At 62.0% G+C, this 17,415-nt stretch carries 12 protein-coding genes; 5 read left to right on the top strand and 7 right to left on the bottom strand.

Features of this window, described 5'->3' with window-relative positions; genetic code table 11:
- The first annotated feature begins 402 nt into the window (after window positions 1-402).
- A complete protein-coding gene (locus LQ215_RS08175) occupies window positions 403-1,317 on the top strand; it encodes a GGDEF domain-containing protein (protein WP_230148706.1) in 915 nt (304 codons plus the stop codon).
- Window positions 1,314-2,351, top strand: a complete 1,038-nt coding sequence (locus LQ215_RS08170; RefSeq protein ID WP_230148704.1) for an AraC family transcriptional regulator — start codon at window positions 1,314-1,316, stop codon at window positions 2,349-2,351. The genes LQ215_RS08175 and LQ215_RS08170 overlap by 4 nt, the downstream gene beginning before the upstream one ends.
- Before the next feature lie 217 nt (window positions 2,352-2,568).
- Here the strand turns inward: LQ215_RS08170 and LQ215_RS08165 are convergent, their stop codons facing one another.
- The 4 genes from LQ215_RS08165 to LQ215_RS08150 all read right to left on the bottom strand — a co-directional run bounded on the left by LQ215_RS08165 (window position 2,569) and on the right by LQ215_RS08150 (window position 7,328).
- Window positions 2,569-3,009, bottom strand: a complete 441-nt coding sequence (locus tag LQ215_RS08165) for a CBS domain-containing protein (protein ID WP_003202071.1) — start codon at window positions 3,007-3,009, stop codon at window positions 2,569-2,571.
- Between the two features lie 162 nt (window positions 3,010-3,171).
- Window positions 3,172-3,558: a nitrite reductase small subunit NirD gene (gene nirD / locus LQ215_RS08160; RefSeq protein WP_230148702.1), complete on the bottom strand. Its 387-nt coding sequence runs from the start codon at window positions 3,556-3,558 to the stop codon at window positions 3,172-3,174.
- The gene (nirB, locus tag LQ215_RS08155) at window positions 3,558-6,119 is read right to left on the bottom strand and encodes a nitrite reductase large subunit NirB (RefSeq protein ID WP_230148700.1); all 2,562 of its coding nucleotides are present in this window, start codon (window positions 6,117-6,119) and stop codon (window positions 3,558-3,560) included. The genes nirD and nirB overlap by 1 nt, the downstream gene beginning before the upstream one ends.
- 585 nt (window positions 6,120-6,704) lie before the next feature.
- Window positions 6,705-7,328: a TetR/AcrR family transcriptional regulator gene (locus tag LQ215_RS08150; RefSeq protein ID WP_230148698.1), complete on the bottom strand. Its 624-nt coding sequence runs from the start codon at window positions 7,326-7,328 to the stop codon at window positions 6,705-6,707.
- An 86-nt stretch (window positions 7,329-7,414) separates the two neighbouring features.
- On the opposite strand from LQ215_RS08150, the gene LQ215_RS08145 reads away from it, so the two are divergent.
- Window positions 7,415-8,047, top strand: coding sequence for an NAD(P)H-dependent oxidoreductase (locus LQ215_RS08145; protein WP_230148696.1), 633 nt, complete (start codon window positions 7,415-7,417; stop codon window positions 8,045-8,047).
- A gap of 2 nt (window positions 8,048-8,049) precedes the next feature.
- Here LQ215_RS08145 and LQ215_RS08140 read toward each other — a convergent pair whose 3' ends face one another.
- The gene (locus tag LQ215_RS08140; protein WP_230148695.1) at window positions 8,050-9,612 is read right to left on the bottom strand and encodes a L,D-transpeptidase family protein; all 1,563 of its coding nucleotides are present in this window, start codon (window positions 9,610-9,612) and stop codon (window positions 8,050-8,052) included.
- A 162-nt stretch (window positions 9,613-9,774) separates the two neighbouring features.
- On the opposite strand from LQ215_RS08140, the gene LQ215_RS08135 reads away from it, so the two are divergent.
- On the top strand, window positions 9,775-10,458 hold the full coding sequence (locus LQ215_RS08135; protein ID WP_230148710.1) for a murein L,D-transpeptidase catalytic domain family protein: 684 nt from the start codon (window positions 9,775-9,777) through the stop codon (window positions 10,456-10,458).
- A 71-nt stretch (window positions 10,459-10,529) separates the two neighbouring features.
- Complete coding sequence (locus LQ215_RS08130) at window positions 10,530-11,477, top strand: class I SAM-dependent methyltransferase (RefSeq protein ID WP_230148693.1); 948 nt, start codon at window positions 10,530-10,532, stop codon at window positions 11,475-11,477.
- A 138-nt stretch (window positions 11,478-11,615) separates the two neighbouring features.
- On the opposite strand, the gene LQ215_RS08125 is transcribed toward LQ215_RS08130, so the two are convergent.
- On the bottom strand, window positions 11,616-16,718 hold the full coding sequence (locus LQ215_RS08125; protein WP_230148692.1) for a leucine-rich repeat domain-containing protein: 5,103 nt from the start codon (window positions 16,716-16,718) through the stop codon (window positions 11,616-11,618).
- 282 nt (window positions 16,719-17,000) lie between these two features.
- On the bottom strand, window positions 17,001-17,327 hold the full coding sequence (locus tag LQ215_RS08120; RefSeq protein ID WP_230148690.1) for a four-helix bundle copper-binding protein: 327 nt from the start codon (window positions 17,325-17,327) through the stop codon (window positions 17,001-17,003).
- Window positions 17,328-17,415 lie beyond the last annotated feature (88 nt).

Here is a 17,415-nt window from a genome sequence, read left to right as displayed (position 1 = left end):
GGGGAATGACGGTTCTGTGACAGGGCTTGGCTGGAGGGGCTGCAATCGGCTGATTTAGGGGGGCTGGCGAGTCGGAATGAGCTGAAATGACCTGTTCCACAGACTCAGGGAATCTGAAGGGCGAAGGAATTTGGCGAAACGTCGCACCGCTGTGGGAGCAAAGCTTGCTCGCGATGCAGGCGCCTCGATTCCCTGAAAAACCGCGTCGTCTTCATCGCGAGCAAGCTTTGCTCCCACAAAATCCCCTCGCCACAATGAGATAGGTGGCGATGTCATGAATGAAAAGTACAGACAATGGATGAGCTGATTCGACCTCCCCCACCCCGTCGTCCGCAGTCACCGCACTGTCACATTCATCTGCTGTGCTGGGCCGCATTCCGCTTCTGGCAAAGGATTCCGGCCATGTTCTCCGTGCTGCGCCCGCACCGCCTCAAACTCGCCCTGCTCCTGCTGGCGGCCAACCTCGGGTTGATCCTGCACTTGGCCAGCGGCGAACTCAAACCCGTCGCCGAATGGGTCTGGCTGGACATCCTCGGCGAAGGTGGCTCGGCGCTGCTGGCGCTGGTCTGGCTGGGGCTGGTGCTCAAAAGTCGCCCGGCCGGCCGAGTGACCAACTACCTGATCCTGGGCCTTGGCTGTATCTTCTTTTCCTGGTGGATCGACAGCCTCGATGAATTCATCCACCTGCCCGACAGCATCACCTGGGACCACTGGCTCGAATCCGGGCCGATGCCGGTGGGCATGATCCTGCTGACCCTCGGCATCTATCACTGGCACCGGGAGCAACTGGCAATCAACGGACAGATGGAGAAGCGCGAGCGGCTGTTCCGTGAGCATCGCCTGTTCGACAAACTCACGCCGTTGGGCGGCGCCGACTTTTTCAAGCACGAACTGTCCGCCAGCCTGGAAGACAGTCGCCGCCGCCAGCAACCCTTGTCGCTGCTGGCCCTGGATCTGGACAACTTCACCGCCATCAACCAGCGTTTCGGCCACGGCGAAGGCGATGCGGTGTTGCAGGCCGTCAGCCAGTTGCTGGTATTGAACCTGCGGCGCCAGGATCTGCTCTGCCGCCTGGCCGGCGATCGCTTCGTGGTGCTGCTGCCCGACACCGGCGAGAGCCAAGCCCGGCGCCTGGCCCTGGAGCTGGAAATTGCAGTGCGCAGCCTGGCCCACAAGACCCGGCAACACAGCGAACGGTTGCAACTGGTCGCCAGCACGGCGGTGGTGATGGCATTCGACGAATCCCCCGAGGCCTTGCTCAAACGCTTGAACCTGGCGCTGGCCCAGTCCCGGACCACGTTGGCGAAAAGCGCATGACGCTCAAGACCTGCTGGTACGAAACCGACAGCCGCTTCATTCCGGGGCACTATCAACCTGCCGCGCTGATCGACCTGGCGTTGTCGCGGGACATCGACAGCCATCGCCTGCTGCGCGGCACCGGGTTGTTCCACGACGATATCCTCGCCGGACAGAGCCGCATCAGCCCGCAGCAGTTCCTCGGCCTGATCGACAACAGCCGGCGCCTGCTGGATGCCAGCGACAGCAGCTTCCTGTTTGGCCAGCGGCTGTTGCCGGGCCACTACGGACCCGCGAGCCACGCCTTGCGCCACGCGCAGAATCTGCATCAAGCCCTGCAAACCCTGATCGACCAGCAGGCGCTGCTCAGTCCATTGGCCGCGCCACGGCTGCTATTGGACGAGCACTATGCCTATGTCCATTGGCTCGACAGCTGCGGCGCCGCTGAACAATGGCGTTTCGTGCTGGAGGCGAGCATGACCTCGATGGTGGCGATGAGCGCCTGGCTCAGCGGCGAACGCCTGCCCTGGCAGTGCAGCTTTCGCCACAGCGAACCGCGCTACGTCGAGCAATATTGGGTGCACCTGGGTGAGCACACCCAGTTCGACCGCCCCCTGGACCTGATGCGCCTGCCCCGCCACTGCCTCGCCCAGCCCTGGCCCAACGTCTCGGCCACCGTCGGCCAGGTGGCGCGGATCGAAGCCCGGGAACAGCTCGATCAACTGGGCTTCGCTTCAAGCTTCCTGGATTGTATCTACGATTACCTGCACGCCCATGTGCAACAGACGCCCAGCCTGGAACAGACCGCCCAAGCCTTCGCCATGAGCCCGGCGACCCTCAAGCGCAAGTTGCACAAGCACCACAGCGGGTTCCAGCAACAGGTAGACCGGGTGCACACCCATGTGGCCTTGTATCTGTATCAGGTCAAGGGCTTCAACAACGAGGAAGTGGCGCAGTACTTGCGTTTCAACGACACGGCGAACTTCCGTCGCTCGTTCAAGCGCTGGACCGGCAGTACGCCGAATCTGATCCGGCAGTTACTGATGTTGGGCTGAAGGTTTCGGCGTGAAAAAGGCCTCATCGCGAGCAAGCTCGCTCCCACACTGGATTGGGATGGATGCAAAGTAGCCTTGCGGTGAACTGCTGTTGTGGCGAGGGAGCTTGCTCCCGCTCGGTTGCGCAGCGACCGCAAGATTTTGGGACCGCTGCGCGCTCCAGCGGGAGCAAGCTCCCTCGCCACAAAAGCTGTGCTCGTCGGCAATAAACGCGGGGTTAGTGCCCGCGGATGTAATGCTCCAACTGCCGGATCAAATCCGCCTGCTCGACAATCGCCTCTTTCACCAGGTCACCAATGGACAGCAGGCCGATCAATTGCCCGTTATCCAGCACTGGCAGGTGTCGCAGGTGGCTGTCGGTCATGACTTCCATGCAGCGGTCAATGCTCTGCTGGCTGTCGGCGGTGACCACCGGCGCGCTCATGATGGTGCGTACCGTCGTCCCCACCGATGAGCGCCCCTTGAGCACCATCTTGCGCGCGTAGTCACGCTCGCTGAACACACCCACCACCTGGCCGTCCTCGATCACCGGCAGTGCGCCGACATTTTTCTCGGCCATGATCTGCAGCGCTTCGAGCACCGTCTGCTCGGGGGCGATGCTGTGGACCTGCTGGTTCTGCACGCTCTTGAGTCTTACCAGTTGGGCGGCGGTTTTCATTGTTCATCCCCAAATTTCAATAAAATCTGACCCGCTGTTGTGGCGAGGGAGCTTGCTCCCGCTCGGTTGCGCAGCGACCGCAAGATTTTAGGACCGCTGCGCAGTCCAGCGGGAGCAAGCTCCCTCGCCACAAAAGCACCACAAACGCAGCCATTGCGCTGATCAGTCTTCGCCAATCTCCACCACATCGCCATTGAGCCGCACCGGCCATACCCGCAGGCTTTGCTCCGGGTATTCCAGGCAGTGGCCGTCTTCCAGGCGGAAATGCTGCTTGTACATCGGCGAGGCAATCACCAGGTCACCCTTGATGCTGCCCAACAAACCGCGGCCGATGACATTCGCACCCGACTTGGGGTCGCGGTTGTCGATGGCGTACAGCGGCTTGTCCTGATGCTCGGGCAGGTACAGCAACGCCACTTGGCTGCCGTCATGCCAGGCGACCACGCCAGAGTTGGGCACCAGGTCGTCGCGGCTGCACAGGGCACGCCATTGCAGCGGTTGTTGGGCGACATCGCGGACAGGAATACGAACGACGTTTGACTGGCTCATCAGAGCACCTCCTCGGTAACGGGAATCAGATGGAGTTCATGGGCGTGAACCGGCCGGCGCTGGCCGCGTTCCCTGACGAAATGAACATCCGGATCGCCGCGCCCGTCGTTGACGAAGGTGCGGAAACGCTTGAGTTTGTCCGGATCCTTCAGGGCATTGGCCCATTCGCATTCGTAGCGGTCGACCACCAGTTGCATCTGCGCTTCGAGCTCGGCGCCCAGGCCCAGGCTGTCGTGGATGATCACGTCCTTGAGGTAGTCCAGGCCGCCTTCCAGGCTTTCGCGCCAGACCGATGTCCGTTGCAGTTTGTCGGCGGTGCGGATGTAGAACATCAGGAAGCGGTCGATGTAGCGGATCAGCGTGGCGTCATCCAGGTCCGTGGCGAACAGCTCGGCGTGACGTGGGCGCATGCCGCCGTTGCCGGCCACGTAGAGGTTCCAGCCCTTCTCGGTGGCGATCACGCCGACGTCCTTGCTCTGGGCCTCGGCGCACTCGCGAGTGCAACCGGACACCGCGAACTTGAGCTTGTGCGGCGAGCGCAGGCCTTTGTAGCGATCCTCGATGGTCAGGGCCATCTGTACGCTGTCCTGCACGCCGTAGCGGCACCAGGTACTGCCCACGCAGGATTTCACCGTGCGCGTGGATTTGCCATAGGCATGCCCGGTTTCGAAACCGGCTTCGATCAGCTCGGCCCAGATGTCCGGCAACTGGTGCAACTGGGCGCCGAACAGATCGATGCGCTGGCCGCCGGTGATCTTGGTGTAGAGGTCGTATTTCTTGGCGACCACGCCGATGGCGATCAGCTTGTCGGCGGTGATTTCCCCACCGGCGATACGCGGCACCACCGAGTAGGTGCCGTTTTTCTGCATGTTCGCCATGAAGGTGTCGTTGGTGTCCTGCAACGGCACCAGGGACGGGTCCATGATCGGTTGGTTCCAGCACGACGCCAGGATCGAGCCCACCGCCGGCTTGCACAGGTCGCAGCCGGTGTGGCCACGACCGTGCTTGGCCAGCAGTTCGTCGAAACTGATGATGCCTTCCACCCGCACCAGCGCATACAACTCCTGGCGGGTGTAGGCGAAATGTTCGCACAGGCTCTTGTCGACGCTGACGCCGCGGGCCGTCAACTCATGCTCGAACACTTGCTTGACCAGGGCCGCGCAACCACCACACCCGGTACCGGCCTTGGTGTCACATTTGAGCTGGCCCAGATCAGTGCAGCCACCGTCGATGGCCGAGCAGATCGAGCCCTTGGTGACGTTGTGGCACGAGCAGATGGTGGCGCTTTCGGGCAACGCAGCAGGGCCCAGGGTCGGGGCGCCTTCGGACGAGGGCAGGATCAGGCTGGCAGCGTCCTTGGGCAAGGCGATGCCGTTCTGCATGTATTGCAGCAAGGTGTCGTAGTAGCTGTTGTCGCCCACCAGCACCGCGCCGATCACACGCTTGCCGGCGGCGTCGACCACCAGTCGCCGATAGCTGGCGCTGGTTTCGTCGATGAATTGGTAACTGCGCGAACCCGGCGTGTTGCCGTGGGCGTCGCCGATGGAGCCAACGTCCACACCCAGCAACTTGAGCTTGGTCGACATGTCGGCGCCGGTGAAGGCTTCAGCGTTTTCGCCGCATAGCCGGCCCGCGACGTTGCGGGCCATCTGGTAGCCCGGGGCGACCAGGCCGAAAACGCTGCCGTTCCAGGCCGCGCATTCGCCGATGGCGTAGATGTCCGGGTCGCTGCTCTGGCAATGATCGTCGATCACCACCCCGCCGCGCGGACCGATCTGCAGGTCGCTCTGGCGAGCCAGGGCGTCCTGGGCACGGATGCCGGCGGAAAACACGATAAGGTCGGTTTCCAGGAAATCGTCGTCGCCGAAATTCATCCGATAGCGGTACTGCTCACCGGCGCTGATGGACTGGGTGCCCTTGGACAGGTGCACGCCGACGCCCAGCTTCTCGATACGGGCCTTGAGGGCCAAGCCGCCCTGGGGGTCCAATTGCACCGGCATCAGTCGAGGGGCGAATTCCACCACGTGGGCTTCAAGGCCCAGTGTCTTGAGGGCGTTGGCCGCTTCCAGGCCCAGCAGGCCGCCACCGACCACCACGCCACGACGGGCGTTGCTGGCGGCGGCGCGGATCGCGTCCAAGTCCTCCAGGGTGCGGTAGACCAGGCACGAATCGCCTTCGGCGCCTTCAATCGGTGGCACGAACGGGTAGGAGCCGGTGGCGAGCACCAGTTTGTCGTAGTGAAGGCGATCATGGGCGGTCACCACCTGATGCGCGTCACGGTCGATTTCCAGCACCGGCACACCCAGGTGCAACGTGACACCGGGGGTCTGGTACAACGACGCTTCGCCAAGGGCCAGGGACTCGGCATCGCGGCCCGAGAAGTACTCGGACAGGTGCACGCGGTCGTAGGCACGCATCGGCTCTTCGCTGAATACATGCACGCGGTAATGATTGAGGGCACCGCGCTCGATCAGTTGCTCGACGCAGTGATGGCCGACCATGCCATTGCCGATCACGATCAGCGTTTGCAGCTTGTTCAGAGAAGCAACGTTGGAATTCATAAAAAGCACCCGACAAAAGCCCATCACGATTTTGAAAGCAAAAAAAAAGACGCCTGAAACCTTGCGGTTCCAGGCGTCTTTGCCTGTTCTGTGCGGTATCGGCCCGGCGACTGCGCCCTGACCTACCGTTGTTCCCCGGCCTGCTAGCACTCGATCTTCGTTGACCGACGGGGTTGCCCACTCGACTGTGTTCGCGGTGGGCCTGGTTAGCCTCTTGCAGCGAGCGTGCCAAACCTCGTCCAGCCCCTATTCACGGTCGCGTATTCACCGCTAATCCCCTGTGGGAGCGGGCCTGTCCGCGAAGACGCGCATTCAGTCACCGCAATCTGAGCGGCGCCCGCCTCCGCTGCGCAAGCACCGCCAATTGCCTTTCGATGGTGCGACTACCCCGCCTGCGGCTTCATAAAAGTGCAGCCTGCCCTCAAGAGGGGCTTGCTCTCGATATCTGTCGGTCAGTTGGCAAAGATGCCGGATGTGCCGCCGTCATCGCGAGCAAGCTCGCTCCCACAGGGGTAAGTGGTGGTCGTGGGGTTGGGGGCAGTACAAATTTTCTGTGGGAGCGAGCTTGCTCGCGAAAGCGGTGGGTCAGTTTGAAGGGATGCTGGCGGTCCTATCCACCATCGCAACGATACTGGCCAGCAGCTCTTCCTTCGCCTCGCCAGCGCTGATTTCTCCGGTGGCAGCGGCATTGGACAGTGCCTCCGCAGCCCCCAGCATCGCTCGCAAACCGGCCTGGGTGATGCCCTTCGTGCCGGCGAACGGTTCCAGCACGGCGCGGCACTTGTCGAGGAAAATCCCCTCGTATTCGCGCTTGATGCGTTCCAGCTCCGGCGAGCTGGTCAACGCTGCGATCACCCCGGGAATCTCTCGGCCTTGCAACAGCACGCATTCGACGTAGGAAGAAGCAATCACCGCCGCCCGGCTTTGCAGGGTCGCCTCGCTGGCGTCCAGGGCCGCGTCCATCAGCGCGGTCTGGCGGGCGTCGAAATCCTGGTACAGCGCCGCCAGTAACCCGGACCGGGTGATGAAGTGGTCGTAGACGATGGGCTTGGTCACCCCCGCCTGATCTGCCAGCCGCGCCAGCGTCAGGGCGTCGCTGCCCTCCTCGCGTACCAGTCGCCAGGCGACATCCAGCAATTGTCGCTGCCGGTCATGCCGGGATAAACGACGACGAGGTGAAGACTGCGGATTTTCATCAGTGCTTGACATGCTAACTTTACCAACCGTAACTTACTAACCGTAACTTAACCAAGCATACCTGTCTTCCAGACTGCGTGACCAGAAGGAGTTTCGCCATGCATGCACTGATTGTTGTGGCTCACCACGACCCTCGTTCCCTCACCCACAGCCTGGCCGGAAAAATCGCCGAGGGCATCACCCGCGCCAACCCCGCCGATACGTTCGAGATCGCCGACCTGGCCGCCGAAGGCTTCGATCCGCGCTTCAGCTTCGCCGACCATGCCGTCCACCACCGCGAAGCCTCGCCGCCCGCGGATGTGCTGGCCGAACAAGCCAGGATCGATCGTGCCGATACGTTGGTGCTGGTCTATCCGATTTACTGGTGGTCCATGCCGGCATTGCTCAAGGGCTGGATCGACCGGGTGTTTTCCAACGGCTGGGCATTCGATTTCAGCCTCGACAAGCCGTTTATCCAACAACTGCAGCACTTGCGGGTGCACCTGGTGGCGGTCGGTGGCGCCGATGCCGACAGCTTCCAGCGCCACGGCTATGGCGAGGCGATGACCACGCAGATCGACCATGGCATTTTCGATTACTGCGGCGCCCGCGTGGTAAGTTCCCAACGCTTGCTCGATTCGGAAACCGCCGATCCACACCAGCATTTGCAGACCGCTGGCGTTATCGGCCAGCGACTGTTCACAACGCTCGACGTGACCACGCGCGCGCCCACCGCCAACGCCTGCGCTTGACCTCAGAGTGCGCGGCCATGGGCAGCAGACAGTGGCGCGTCACGCCCGTAGATATCCGGGATGTACACCGGCTGGCCCTGGCTGTCCGCTTGTGCTGTCCAGTACCCCAGCAGGATCGGCACGGGCCGGGCCAGCCGGAATTCATGGGTCGTCTCGGTAGCCAGCAGCGCATCGGTACGCGCGCGTTCGGCCGGGCTTAGCAGCAGGTCGCGCAAGTGCATCACTTGCTCAATCCGCACGCAACCTGAACTGAAAGCCCGCGGGCCTTTGCTGAACAGCGCCTGGCTCGGGGTGTCATGCAGGTACACCGAGAACGGATTGGGAAAGCGGATCGCCATTTTGCCCAACGGGTTCTTCGGACCAGGGTCCTGGCGCAGCATGAGGTTGCCCGGGTGTTCCCAGTCGATATCCTCAGCCAGCAACGGCTGGCCATCGCTGTCGAGGATCCGCAGGTTGTTGCGGCTGAGAAACTCCGGATCACGACGGATCTCGGGCAGTTTGTCTTCACGCATGATGGTGGGGGGAACGGTCCAGGTCGGGTTGAGCGTCAGTCGGGTGACGTGGGACTTGAGCAATGGTGTCTGCCGTTGCGCACGGCCCACCTGGGTGCGGGTTTGCCAGACCGGCGCGCCACTGTGGTAAACCGTCAGTTGGGCCGCCGCCACGTTGACCAGGACACTATCGGCCTCCACGTCCTGGGCCAGCCAGCGCATGCGTTCCAGGTTGATGCGCAACTGCTCGCGGCGCATGGCCGGGCTGATGTTCAGCTCGGTCACGGTCCACGGTCCCACCACCCCATCGGCCTGCAGCGAATGCTGGAGCTGGAAGCTCTTCATCGCCTCCACCAGCATAGGGCTGTAGTGCTCATCGGTGTCCAGCGGCGGTGTACTCAGGTAACCCTCCTTGAACAGTCGCTGGGCCAGGGCGGGTACGCGGGCGTCCTGCTTGTCCGGTTGCAACAGCGGCCCGCCGGGCACGGGTTGCCAGTCGGATAAAGGCTGTTGCCGCAGCCGGGCATACAGGCCGCGCAGGTTGCGATAGAGGTCCAGGTTCGGCCGGGCCTGTTCAAAGGCACTGGCGACGTTCTGCAGGCCCAGCCCGGCGATGGCCAGCACCACGGCCTGGTGATCCTGTGGCGGCGGGTTGGCCTTCCATACCGGTTCCAGCCGGTCCTGGGGCAAATAGCCGAAACGCAGGTCATGCAAGGCTCGCAGGTAGCGCTGGCTGGTGGCGATGTCGACACAATGAGCACCCTGGTCTGCCCCCTGGGCCGGCAGGCTATAGCGGGTTGGATCCAGGCCGTCGTCGGCCAGTTGTTGCAACTGGACCTGCAACGCCATCCGTCGTTCGTCGTCCGCCCAGGCTTCCTGGCCTGCGTTTTGCTGATAGAACGCCTGCAAGTCGAGCAACGTCGGAAAGTCGGCACTTGCCGCTACTTTTGGACACGCGACCGCCAATTGCGCCAGTGTCGTCTGCACGAGCGCCGGATCGCTGTCTTCGGCTGTCGCGACCAATGGTGCAATGAGCAATAAAAGGCTCAGGTAACATGCGGACTTTTTGAACAACTGCTTTACTCCACTCCATGGCCGTCTCGTTGACGGTTAATTTTGCGACAGGTACGACCCGCCATCATGCAAACAAACAAAATCGGACGGGATGCCGCGAACGTACATCACGCTGCAAATGCTTCGCCTGTACAGGGCTTTTTGCGCCGATTCTGTCTGGTCATGCTGGGCCTGGGCGTGATTTGCAGCCCGGCACTGGCCGAAAAGAAGACGAACTCGCAAACACTCTACAACAGCCTCGCCCACGCAGCGCCGGAACTTAATCCCCTGGCGCTCAAAAGTGCCTTGAGCGCCATGCAATGCGCGGTCGCCAATGGCGCCAGCCAGGCCCGCCACCTGGCGGTCATCGACTACTCGCAACCCTCCACGGCCCGTCGCCTGTGGATCTTCGACTTGCGTCAGCAGAAGCTGGTATTGCGCGACCTGGTGGCCCACGGGCAAAAATCCGGGGAAAACTTCGCGACACAATTTTCCAATCGCCTGGGCAGCTATCAATCCAGCCTGGGCCTGTTTCGCACCCAGGAAAGCTACCAGGGCACCCACGGCTATTCGCTGCGCATGGACGGCCTCGAACCGGGCTTCAATGACCAGGCCCGTGATCGGGCAATCGTGATCCATGCCGCCGACTACGTGAACCCGCTGTGGAGCGCGCGCCAGGGACGTATCGGGCGCAGCCAGGGCTGCCCCGCCGTACGCCCCCAGGTGGCGCGCCAGGTAATCGACAAGCTCAAGGGCGGACAATTCATGTTTTCCTGGTACCCGGACCCCAGTTGGCTCAAGCGTTCGGCGTACCTCAACTGCCAGCCGCAACAGGTTGCCAGTATTCTGGGCAGCAGCGGCAGTTAAGCTGGCAAGGGATTGCGCCGGGTTGGCCTGCGGTTAAAATGCCGGCCTTTCGAATCCCTGGCGTTGCCTGAATGAATTGCGTAGCCCTCCAAACCCTTCACGCCCATTTGCTGACAGCCTTGGAATCGGCGCCAGAAGAAACCCGGCGCCTGTTCCATGGCCGCGGGCGATGCTGGCCGGGCCTGGAGCAAATCACTGTCGACTGGTTGCAAGGGGTGGTGCTGGTCTCGCTGTTCAAGGCGCCGGAACCCACGCACCTGGACGACTTGATCGCCACGTTGCTGGCGCTCACTGCATCGCCGGCCTGGCAACACAGCCAGGCCCATACATTGGCGGTGCAGCACCGCTACCTGCCGCAAAGCCTCACCCAATGGCTGGTGGGCGAGCCCATTGACGAATGGACCCTGACCGAAGGCGGCCTGCGTTACCGGATCGACCTGGGCAAGAAGCAGAATAACGGCCTGTTCCTCGACATGCGTTATGGCCGCGACTGGGTCCGGGCCAACGCCGAGGGCAAACGGGTACTGAACCTGTTCGCCTACACCTGCGGCTTCTCGGTGGCGGCCATCGCCGGCGGCGCCCGGCATGTGGTCAATCTGGACATGTCCCGTGCGGCCCTGAGCCGAGGTCGCGACAACCATCGACTGAACGGCCACGACCTGAGCCAGGTAAGTTTCCTTGGTCACGACTTGTTCAAGTCCTGGGGCAAGGTGATCAACAGTGGCCCGTACGACCTGGTGATCATCGATCCGCCGACCTTCCAGAAAGGCAGCTTCCTGCTGACCAAGGACTATCAGCGGGTATTGCGCCGCCTGCCGGAACTGCTGACGGCTAACGGCACAGTCCTGGCCTGCAGCAACGACCCGGCCACCGGTTCGGACTTTCTCATCGACGGCGTGACTCAGCAGGCGCCGGGGCTGGTCTTCGAGACGCGCCTGGAAAATCCGCCGGAATTTCCTGATGTTGACCCGGAATGTGGCCTCAAGGCGCTGGTTTTCAAGACGACGCCTGGCCACTGACCTGGCCCACAGCAGCTATGGAACTGTTTGCAGGATCTGTGTAGGAGCTGTCGAGTGCAACGAGGCTGCGATCTTTCCAGCACCCATTGAGTCGAGAGCGAAAGATCAAAATCAAAAGACCGCAGCCTCCGGCAGCTCCTATCGCGCTCCCGTCATCCACCAGGCGCTGACCAGCTCAGTGGTTATCCGGCGTACCAATGCTTCGACCTCGCGACTCTTGACCGATCGGTAGATCGCCATGATTCGTCGTAACTGATCTTCAGTGAATGTCACCGGCTGGTCTGTGGCCCAATCCGCATCCGCCACGGCCTCCAGACCCACGCGACGCCAGACGATGCGGTCGCCCTGGATGACTGACTCCAGCGGGCTTGGCAGGTCGGCATCCGGGTGCGCCAGGTTGTCCAACAGAACCCGGGGCCAACGGGATGGAGTCACCGGCCCACTGAACGCATCCACCAAATCGTCATCGACCGCATCCCAGATCGCCAGCCCGTCGGTCCAGTCCTGAGACATCAGCCCCAGATAGGGCCGCCAGGTCATCTCTCCGGTACGGGGGGCTTGATCATTGTTATTGAAGGTGTCCTGGGCATCGCAGAGCCAATCAATGAAAGTCTCACGGGTCATATGCGCCAGGCGCAGCTCGCCTTGCGAATAACGCTCGACCATCTCGGAACTCCAGTGTCTGTACTGCTCGAACAGGAAGCTTGCAAAAGGTACGTCGTGCTGCGCGAGGCGAGCGCGCTGGACCGCTTCGAACATCCTGAAATGCATCTCCAGCTCACCAAGATCTGGCGGTTGTCGGTCCAGGGTACGCGCTTGCAGGCGCACGCGCAGCTGCCTCAGTTGCTGGTCGAAATCCCCGATCGAAGCCGACAGGGGCGAATAAACGTCCTGATAGTTGGTATAGTTGCGCAAAACATTAGCTGCCCGCTGGCGATCCGCAAACGCCACCCCGAGGGGCGAGCTTGCATCGGCGTCTCGCATCGCGCCGGAGAACCAGTCGATAAATCGTCGGTCTCCTGCGTCGTCGCGAGCAACTTCCAAGGCCCGCTGAAGGTTGGGGGAGACATACAACCAGTCGTCGATGGTGTAGCGGAAAGCTTCGGGTGTTATTGCTCGAAGGGCGCGCACTTGTGCGCTTGGCAACGGATTGTCGTCCAGCCACAACCCAACGGGATCGTCCCTTGGGTTATCGACCAGGGCAGGCAGCAGGTCATTCTGAATGTTGGCGATACGATTGTTCCTGAGGTCCAGGATAATCGTGTCGGCTGAAGGTCTCGATACAACCGTCAAGACCAACGGCGGCACTCGATCAAGCCCGGTATTGGAAAGCTCCAGTTCCTGCAGGTTTATAAGTTCCGGCAAGTCCGGCAGGTCCCGGCAATTGTTGCCGCTCAGACGCAGTTCCTCCAAGTCGGTGGCCGTGCGCAGGAACGCACTGCCCTGCTCATCCAGGCGCAAGCCGCAGCGCACCAGGTCCAATGCGCGCAACTGGGGTAACGCAGTGATTGCCTGCAATTCCTGTGGCGTGAAATGCAAATTGTCAGTCCATACCACCTCACGCAGGGAGGGCAATCCGTTCAGGCGGTTGATGGCCGCGACCAGGGCTGCACTGGCCGCCGCATCCCCGCCGCTGCTGATTCTCGACAGATGCAGCATTTGCACATGGAGCGCAGCCCCGGCATCGACCAAAGGGGCAAATACGTTCGCGTCCATATTGAGCGGATTGTTGCTCAGTGACAGCTCTATCAGCTCTGGCAATTCGCCCGCGGCTATAGGCACCGCGGTGAGGCTGTTGTCGTGCAGGTGCAGCGTATCCAGATTAGGAAACAGTCGCAGGAATGCCGAAGGGTCCTCGTTCAGCCCGATGTTCACCAACACCAGATCTTCTATATGATCAAACCTCACACTGATCGGCGGCAAGCGGCCGATATTGTGCCCCACCAGCCGCAACGACCGCTCACCGCCTTCTTGGCCCGGATCCGGCGCACGTTGCCAGGCACGGCGAATCTCCGCGGCAACGGCCTGGCGCAACGAGCGCCGCACTTCGGCATTGATGCCGCTCTCGGCTGGATGGTGAGCGCCCTCATGGATCTCCCACTGATGCAGCTCCTGATCCAGTGTGGTCGATTGGGTTTCCAGTTGGGTGACCAGGTTCTCCAGGCTCAAGCGTTGGCTGCGGGCCTCTGCGGCCAGGACCTCTTGAAGCCTCGTCAATTCACTTCCGGCATAGCTTGGATAGAGTCGCTCAAGACGCGCTTGCAGACTTGCACTCCAAGTCTGCAACGGAAGCCGTCCACGCCCACTGAATGGATAACCCAAGCGTCCGTTCAGCCATTGCGGAGGGACCCAACGAGAGCCCAGGGGTTTTATCAGCAAATAAGGGCGCAGGCCTGGTCGATCATCAAGGGCTTGTGTAAGCAGCCAGCTGCGAAACGTGGTGCCTTGCCAAATGTTCAAGCCAAGCGCCTGGCGAGCGTCGTCCGGCAGTGCTCTGAGCAATGCATCTTCCAGATCCAGGGCATCGGCCAGCTCATTACCTTCATCGTCAAAAGGGCGGTACTGTTCGCCTTCCTGGCGAATGATTTTCAACGGTCCTGTTTCCCCCGTCTCCAGCGGTTTTTCAAGCTCGCGCAAAAACAACCGCAGGCGCACCCGGCCCTTTAGTTGGGGAGCCCTGCCGACCAGGCCCATGATGATGCGATCCCGATCGACACCACTTTCACCGCGCTCCAAGGCCCGCAAGGCGCGATTCAGGCGCAGCTCACGCAGGGCTTCGGCGCATCGAGAGCCCAAGCCCTCTCCCACCCGGCCGTCATACAGGCGCACCCGGTCCTGGCCGAGGGCCTGGCCGGCTAGCTCGTTGGCGATGGATTTGGGCAAGCCTGGGAAAACCCGGACTATAGGGCCGGCCAGCGGATCGAGCTCAGTGGAGCGGGTCATGGCGTCGATCACCCGCCGCGCATTGCGTTGCAAATACTTGCCCCAGCGCCCGGCCAACAGCCGACTGCGCTCCAAGGGCGGCAAACTGATACTGGACTGCCCCAACAATAAGGTCTGTTCAGGCGTGCTCAGCCCCGCCAGGATACGCTCCGCCCAGGCGTCATGTTCCAGGTCTGCCTTGTACAAATAGAGCGAGCGTGTGTCGGCCATGTCTCCAATGGAATGTAGAGTCTCGCCATCGTGGTAGCGCAACGTCAGGTCGCTTGGCCAACCCGGCAACTCCGCAACTGTCTGGACGATGCGCAAATGCCCGGCTTGTGGTGTTTCATTGCGCAGTAGCCGTCCAATGACGTGCTGCACCTGCTGCCAACACCTTGCCTCATCCAGCGCATCGGCAAGTATCGCCGGCATCGGCCGCCCTTCTACTTGCAGGTAACGCAGATGTGCATCGCTGATGCCGACCTGACGCTGCAGAGCAATGATCGTATCGTCATCCAGCTCGCTCGGCGTCTCGGCGAAGTTGCGCAACAGTTCCAGTCGGCCCCGTTGCAATGGGTTGCGATGGGCCCACTGCCAACCACGGGCACGGCTCCACTCCAGGGGCGGCCGCACGCCTTGATGCCCCGCCGGCAGGCGCAGGTTCAAGGCATCGTTCGTGCCGTGGACTTCGAAGTAGCGGTCATCGATTCGCACCCACGCCTCGTTGGTCGTGCGCCAGACACCCCAGGCGTCCCGCTCCGCTTCGACGGGGGGCAAGCGTCTGGCTTCAAAAGGCCGGACATCGCCATTCCACAGGCGCGTGGAGCCGTCAGCCACAGGCAACGGTTCCACTGTCCCACCGACGAAACCCAGGTAGGCACCTTGGGCGATCCCGAATAAAACGTTGAAGATATGTTCGATACCTTCTTGGGCATGACCTTCATTGAAGGCCTGGATACCTTCGAAGATTTCATACACCAGCCGCACGCCCCCGACCGCTGCCGCCGTCATGCCAATGGGCGCGCAGAACGGGAAAAAAGTCGCCGCGAGCATGAGTGTGCGTTCGACAAGGCTTTCCCAGTAAGCCAGACGCGCAAGCAGCGCCTCCCGATCCTGGTCCTGGGTGGAGACCATCAACGCCTTGGCATTGTCCAAGGCATGACCACGCCATTCGTGGTAACAGGCCGGCCAAGGCGCCTTGCGCAGATCGCTCAGGCCCCAGGACACCTTGGGCATGGGGACTCGAATACGGCTGCCGTCCTCGCCCCGCTCGCCGTCGCGCCATCCCGTGATACGGGCATAAATTTCCTGGATCACGTTGGGGTTAGCATCCACCTGCCACTCCACCTGGTCATGCAGGGCCGGGCCCAGCCAGGCCTGCAAACGCAGCGGCAGGTATCCCATCAGGCTTTTTCGGTAACTGCGTCTACGTACCCGCTCGGTCAACTCGGCGGACATGGCCTGCAAAGTGCTGAATTGCTTGAGCGGTGCCACCGGATCATGGGGTATGTGCAGGACGACCGGACGATTACCTCGGGCGTCTCTTTGCACCCCCCAATACACCCGGGCCCCGAACAGCGGTACAGACAGCAGCTGCAGCGACTTGACCTCACAGGCCAAAGGCGCAACAGGCCGGGCTTCAAGTTGAATGCCGACATAGGCCAGCAGGCGCTCACCGGTCTGATCGAGGCGCCCGTCCAACTTCGCCTCGTAGGCGTCATGAGTGAGCAGGCTGCGTGCATACGCCATGTAGGCGCTGGCGACGGCAGGTTCCTTGGCGTCGATGCGCGGCAGCCGCCGTTCAAGCACCTTGCGGTAAGCGCCGCCGGCATCCATGCGCCGGCACAGTCGCGCGAATTCGGCCGGGGTCGTGGGTAACAGGGTGGTGTCCGACGGCTCGTCCTCTGTGCCGAACTCTTGCGGCTTTCCCTGAATGAACAACTGGCCCTGCTTGTCGAAGTCACTACCGGTGACCTCGTCGTCGGGCGCGTAATTGCGCATGGCTGCTTCCACCACCGACAGCGAGGGCCCATAGCTGTAGGGGCTGCGCCTGACTCTTGCCCGGCGTATGGCGTCGGCAGCATCGCCGAAGCCATTCACCGCTGGCCAGGCCTGTATTTCTGGTTGGACCTGCAGCAAGTTGCGCGTGAAGGTTTCCGGCGCAGGCAGGTCGACAAGCAACGCATTGAGCGCGTCGCTGTCGCGCTGCAGTTGCTGGGTAAGCACCTTGAAACGTTCCTGGCGGGCCCGTGGCGCGCGTTTTAGCCAGATGGGCAACCGGGCCTGGATAAAATCGACATGGGTGTCTTGAGTGGACATGATGGACCTCCTTCCTTGGGGTCGATTAGGTATTCGAGATGCTTAGGCACACTGAATGGATGAGCCTGCGATGCTCGCGAAAACCTAGGTTTTTTGAAACCGTCCAACCATTGCAAGGGGTTGCGAGACCCGTCAGTGCGCCGCTCCTCCGCCCGCCTTGCTGCGCGGCAGATCAATGAACATCCTATCCATGCGGTGCACTTGCAAAGCTGACCTGCGATAAACCAAGGCCTGGCGAGAAGCGCTTGCCCGTCAAGACAAGCGCCCTGCCAGGCGTGGTCATCAAGCGGCCATTGGCGCACACGCGTCGGCGCAAGTCCGGCAGGCTTTTGCACAATCCTGGCAGTGTGCCGGTTCGTGTTTGCCGCACTCCTCACCACACGCACGGCAAATAGCCGCGCACACGCTGCACAGTTGTGCGGCGACGCGGCTGTCGCGCTTCATGAGCGTGGCCGCGAGCCGACAAAGGTCGGCACAGTCACGGTCCAGCTCGATGCACTTGGCCATCATCTGTACGTTCTGCTCACGCAGGCACGCAGCGGCGCAGGCTTCGCAGGCCATGGCGCAGGCGATGCATTCGGCTATGCAGGCTTCGTAACGACTATTCATGGGGATCTCCTGTTGCGAAGGTCGATTGGTTATACCGCGCCTGGACAGGGGCGATATAAGGTCCGACTCGGCCGTCAATCCGGAGGTT

Origin of the sequence: Pseudomonas brassicacearum (assembly GCF_918698105.1) — a bacterium.
In the GTDB taxonomy this organism is placed as follows: domain Bacteria; phylum Pseudomonadota; class Gammaproteobacteria; order Pseudomonadales; family Pseudomonadaceae; genus Aquipseudomonas; species Aquipseudomonas brassicacearum_F.
Note: the sequence above shows the minus strand (reverse complement) of the source record. Positions and strands in the feature narration are given on the sequence as shown.

Coding starts and splice junctions, on each gene's coding strand:
- LQ215_RS08175 (WP_230148706.1), top strand. CDS start 403: ATGTTCTCCGTGCTGCGCCCGCACCGCCTCAAACTCGCCCTGCTCCTG.
- LQ215_RS08170 (WP_230148704.1), top strand. CDS start 1,314: ATGACGCTCAAGACCTGCTGGTACGAAACCGACAGCCGCTTCATTCCG.
- LQ215_RS08165 (WP_003202071.1), bottom strand. CDS start 3,009: ATGAAAACCGCCGCCCAACTGGTAAGACTCAAGAGCGTGCAGAACCAG.
- nirD (WP_230148702.1), bottom strand. CDS start 3,558: ATGAGCCAGTCAAACGTCGTTCGTATTCCTGTCCGCGATGTCGCCCAA.
- nirB (WP_230148700.1), bottom strand. CDS start 6,119: ATGAATTCCAACGTTGCTTCTCTGAACAAGCTGCAAACGCTGATCGTG.
- LQ215_RS08150 (WP_230148698.1), bottom strand. CDS start 7,328: ATGTCAAGCACTGATGAAAATCCGCAGTCTTCACCTCGTCGTCGTTTA.
- LQ215_RS08145 (WP_230148696.1), top strand. CDS start 7,415: ATGCATGCACTGATTGTTGTGGCTCACCACGACCCTCGTTCCCTCACC.
- LQ215_RS08135 (WP_230148710.1), top strand. CDS start 9,775: ATGCTGGGCCTGGGCGTGATTTGCAGCCCGGCACTGGCCGAAAAGAAG.
- LQ215_RS08130 (WP_230148693.1), top strand. CDS start 10,530: ATGAATTGCGTAGCCCTCCAAACCCTTCACGCCCATTTGCTGACAGCC.
- LQ215_RS08125 (WP_230148692.1), bottom strand. CDS start 16,718: ATGTCCACTCAAGACACCCATGTCGATTTTATCCAGGCCCGGTTGCCC.
- LQ215_RS08120 (WP_230148690.1), bottom strand. CDS start 17,327: ATGAATAGTCGTTACGAAGCCTGCATAGCCGAATGCATCGCCTGCGCC.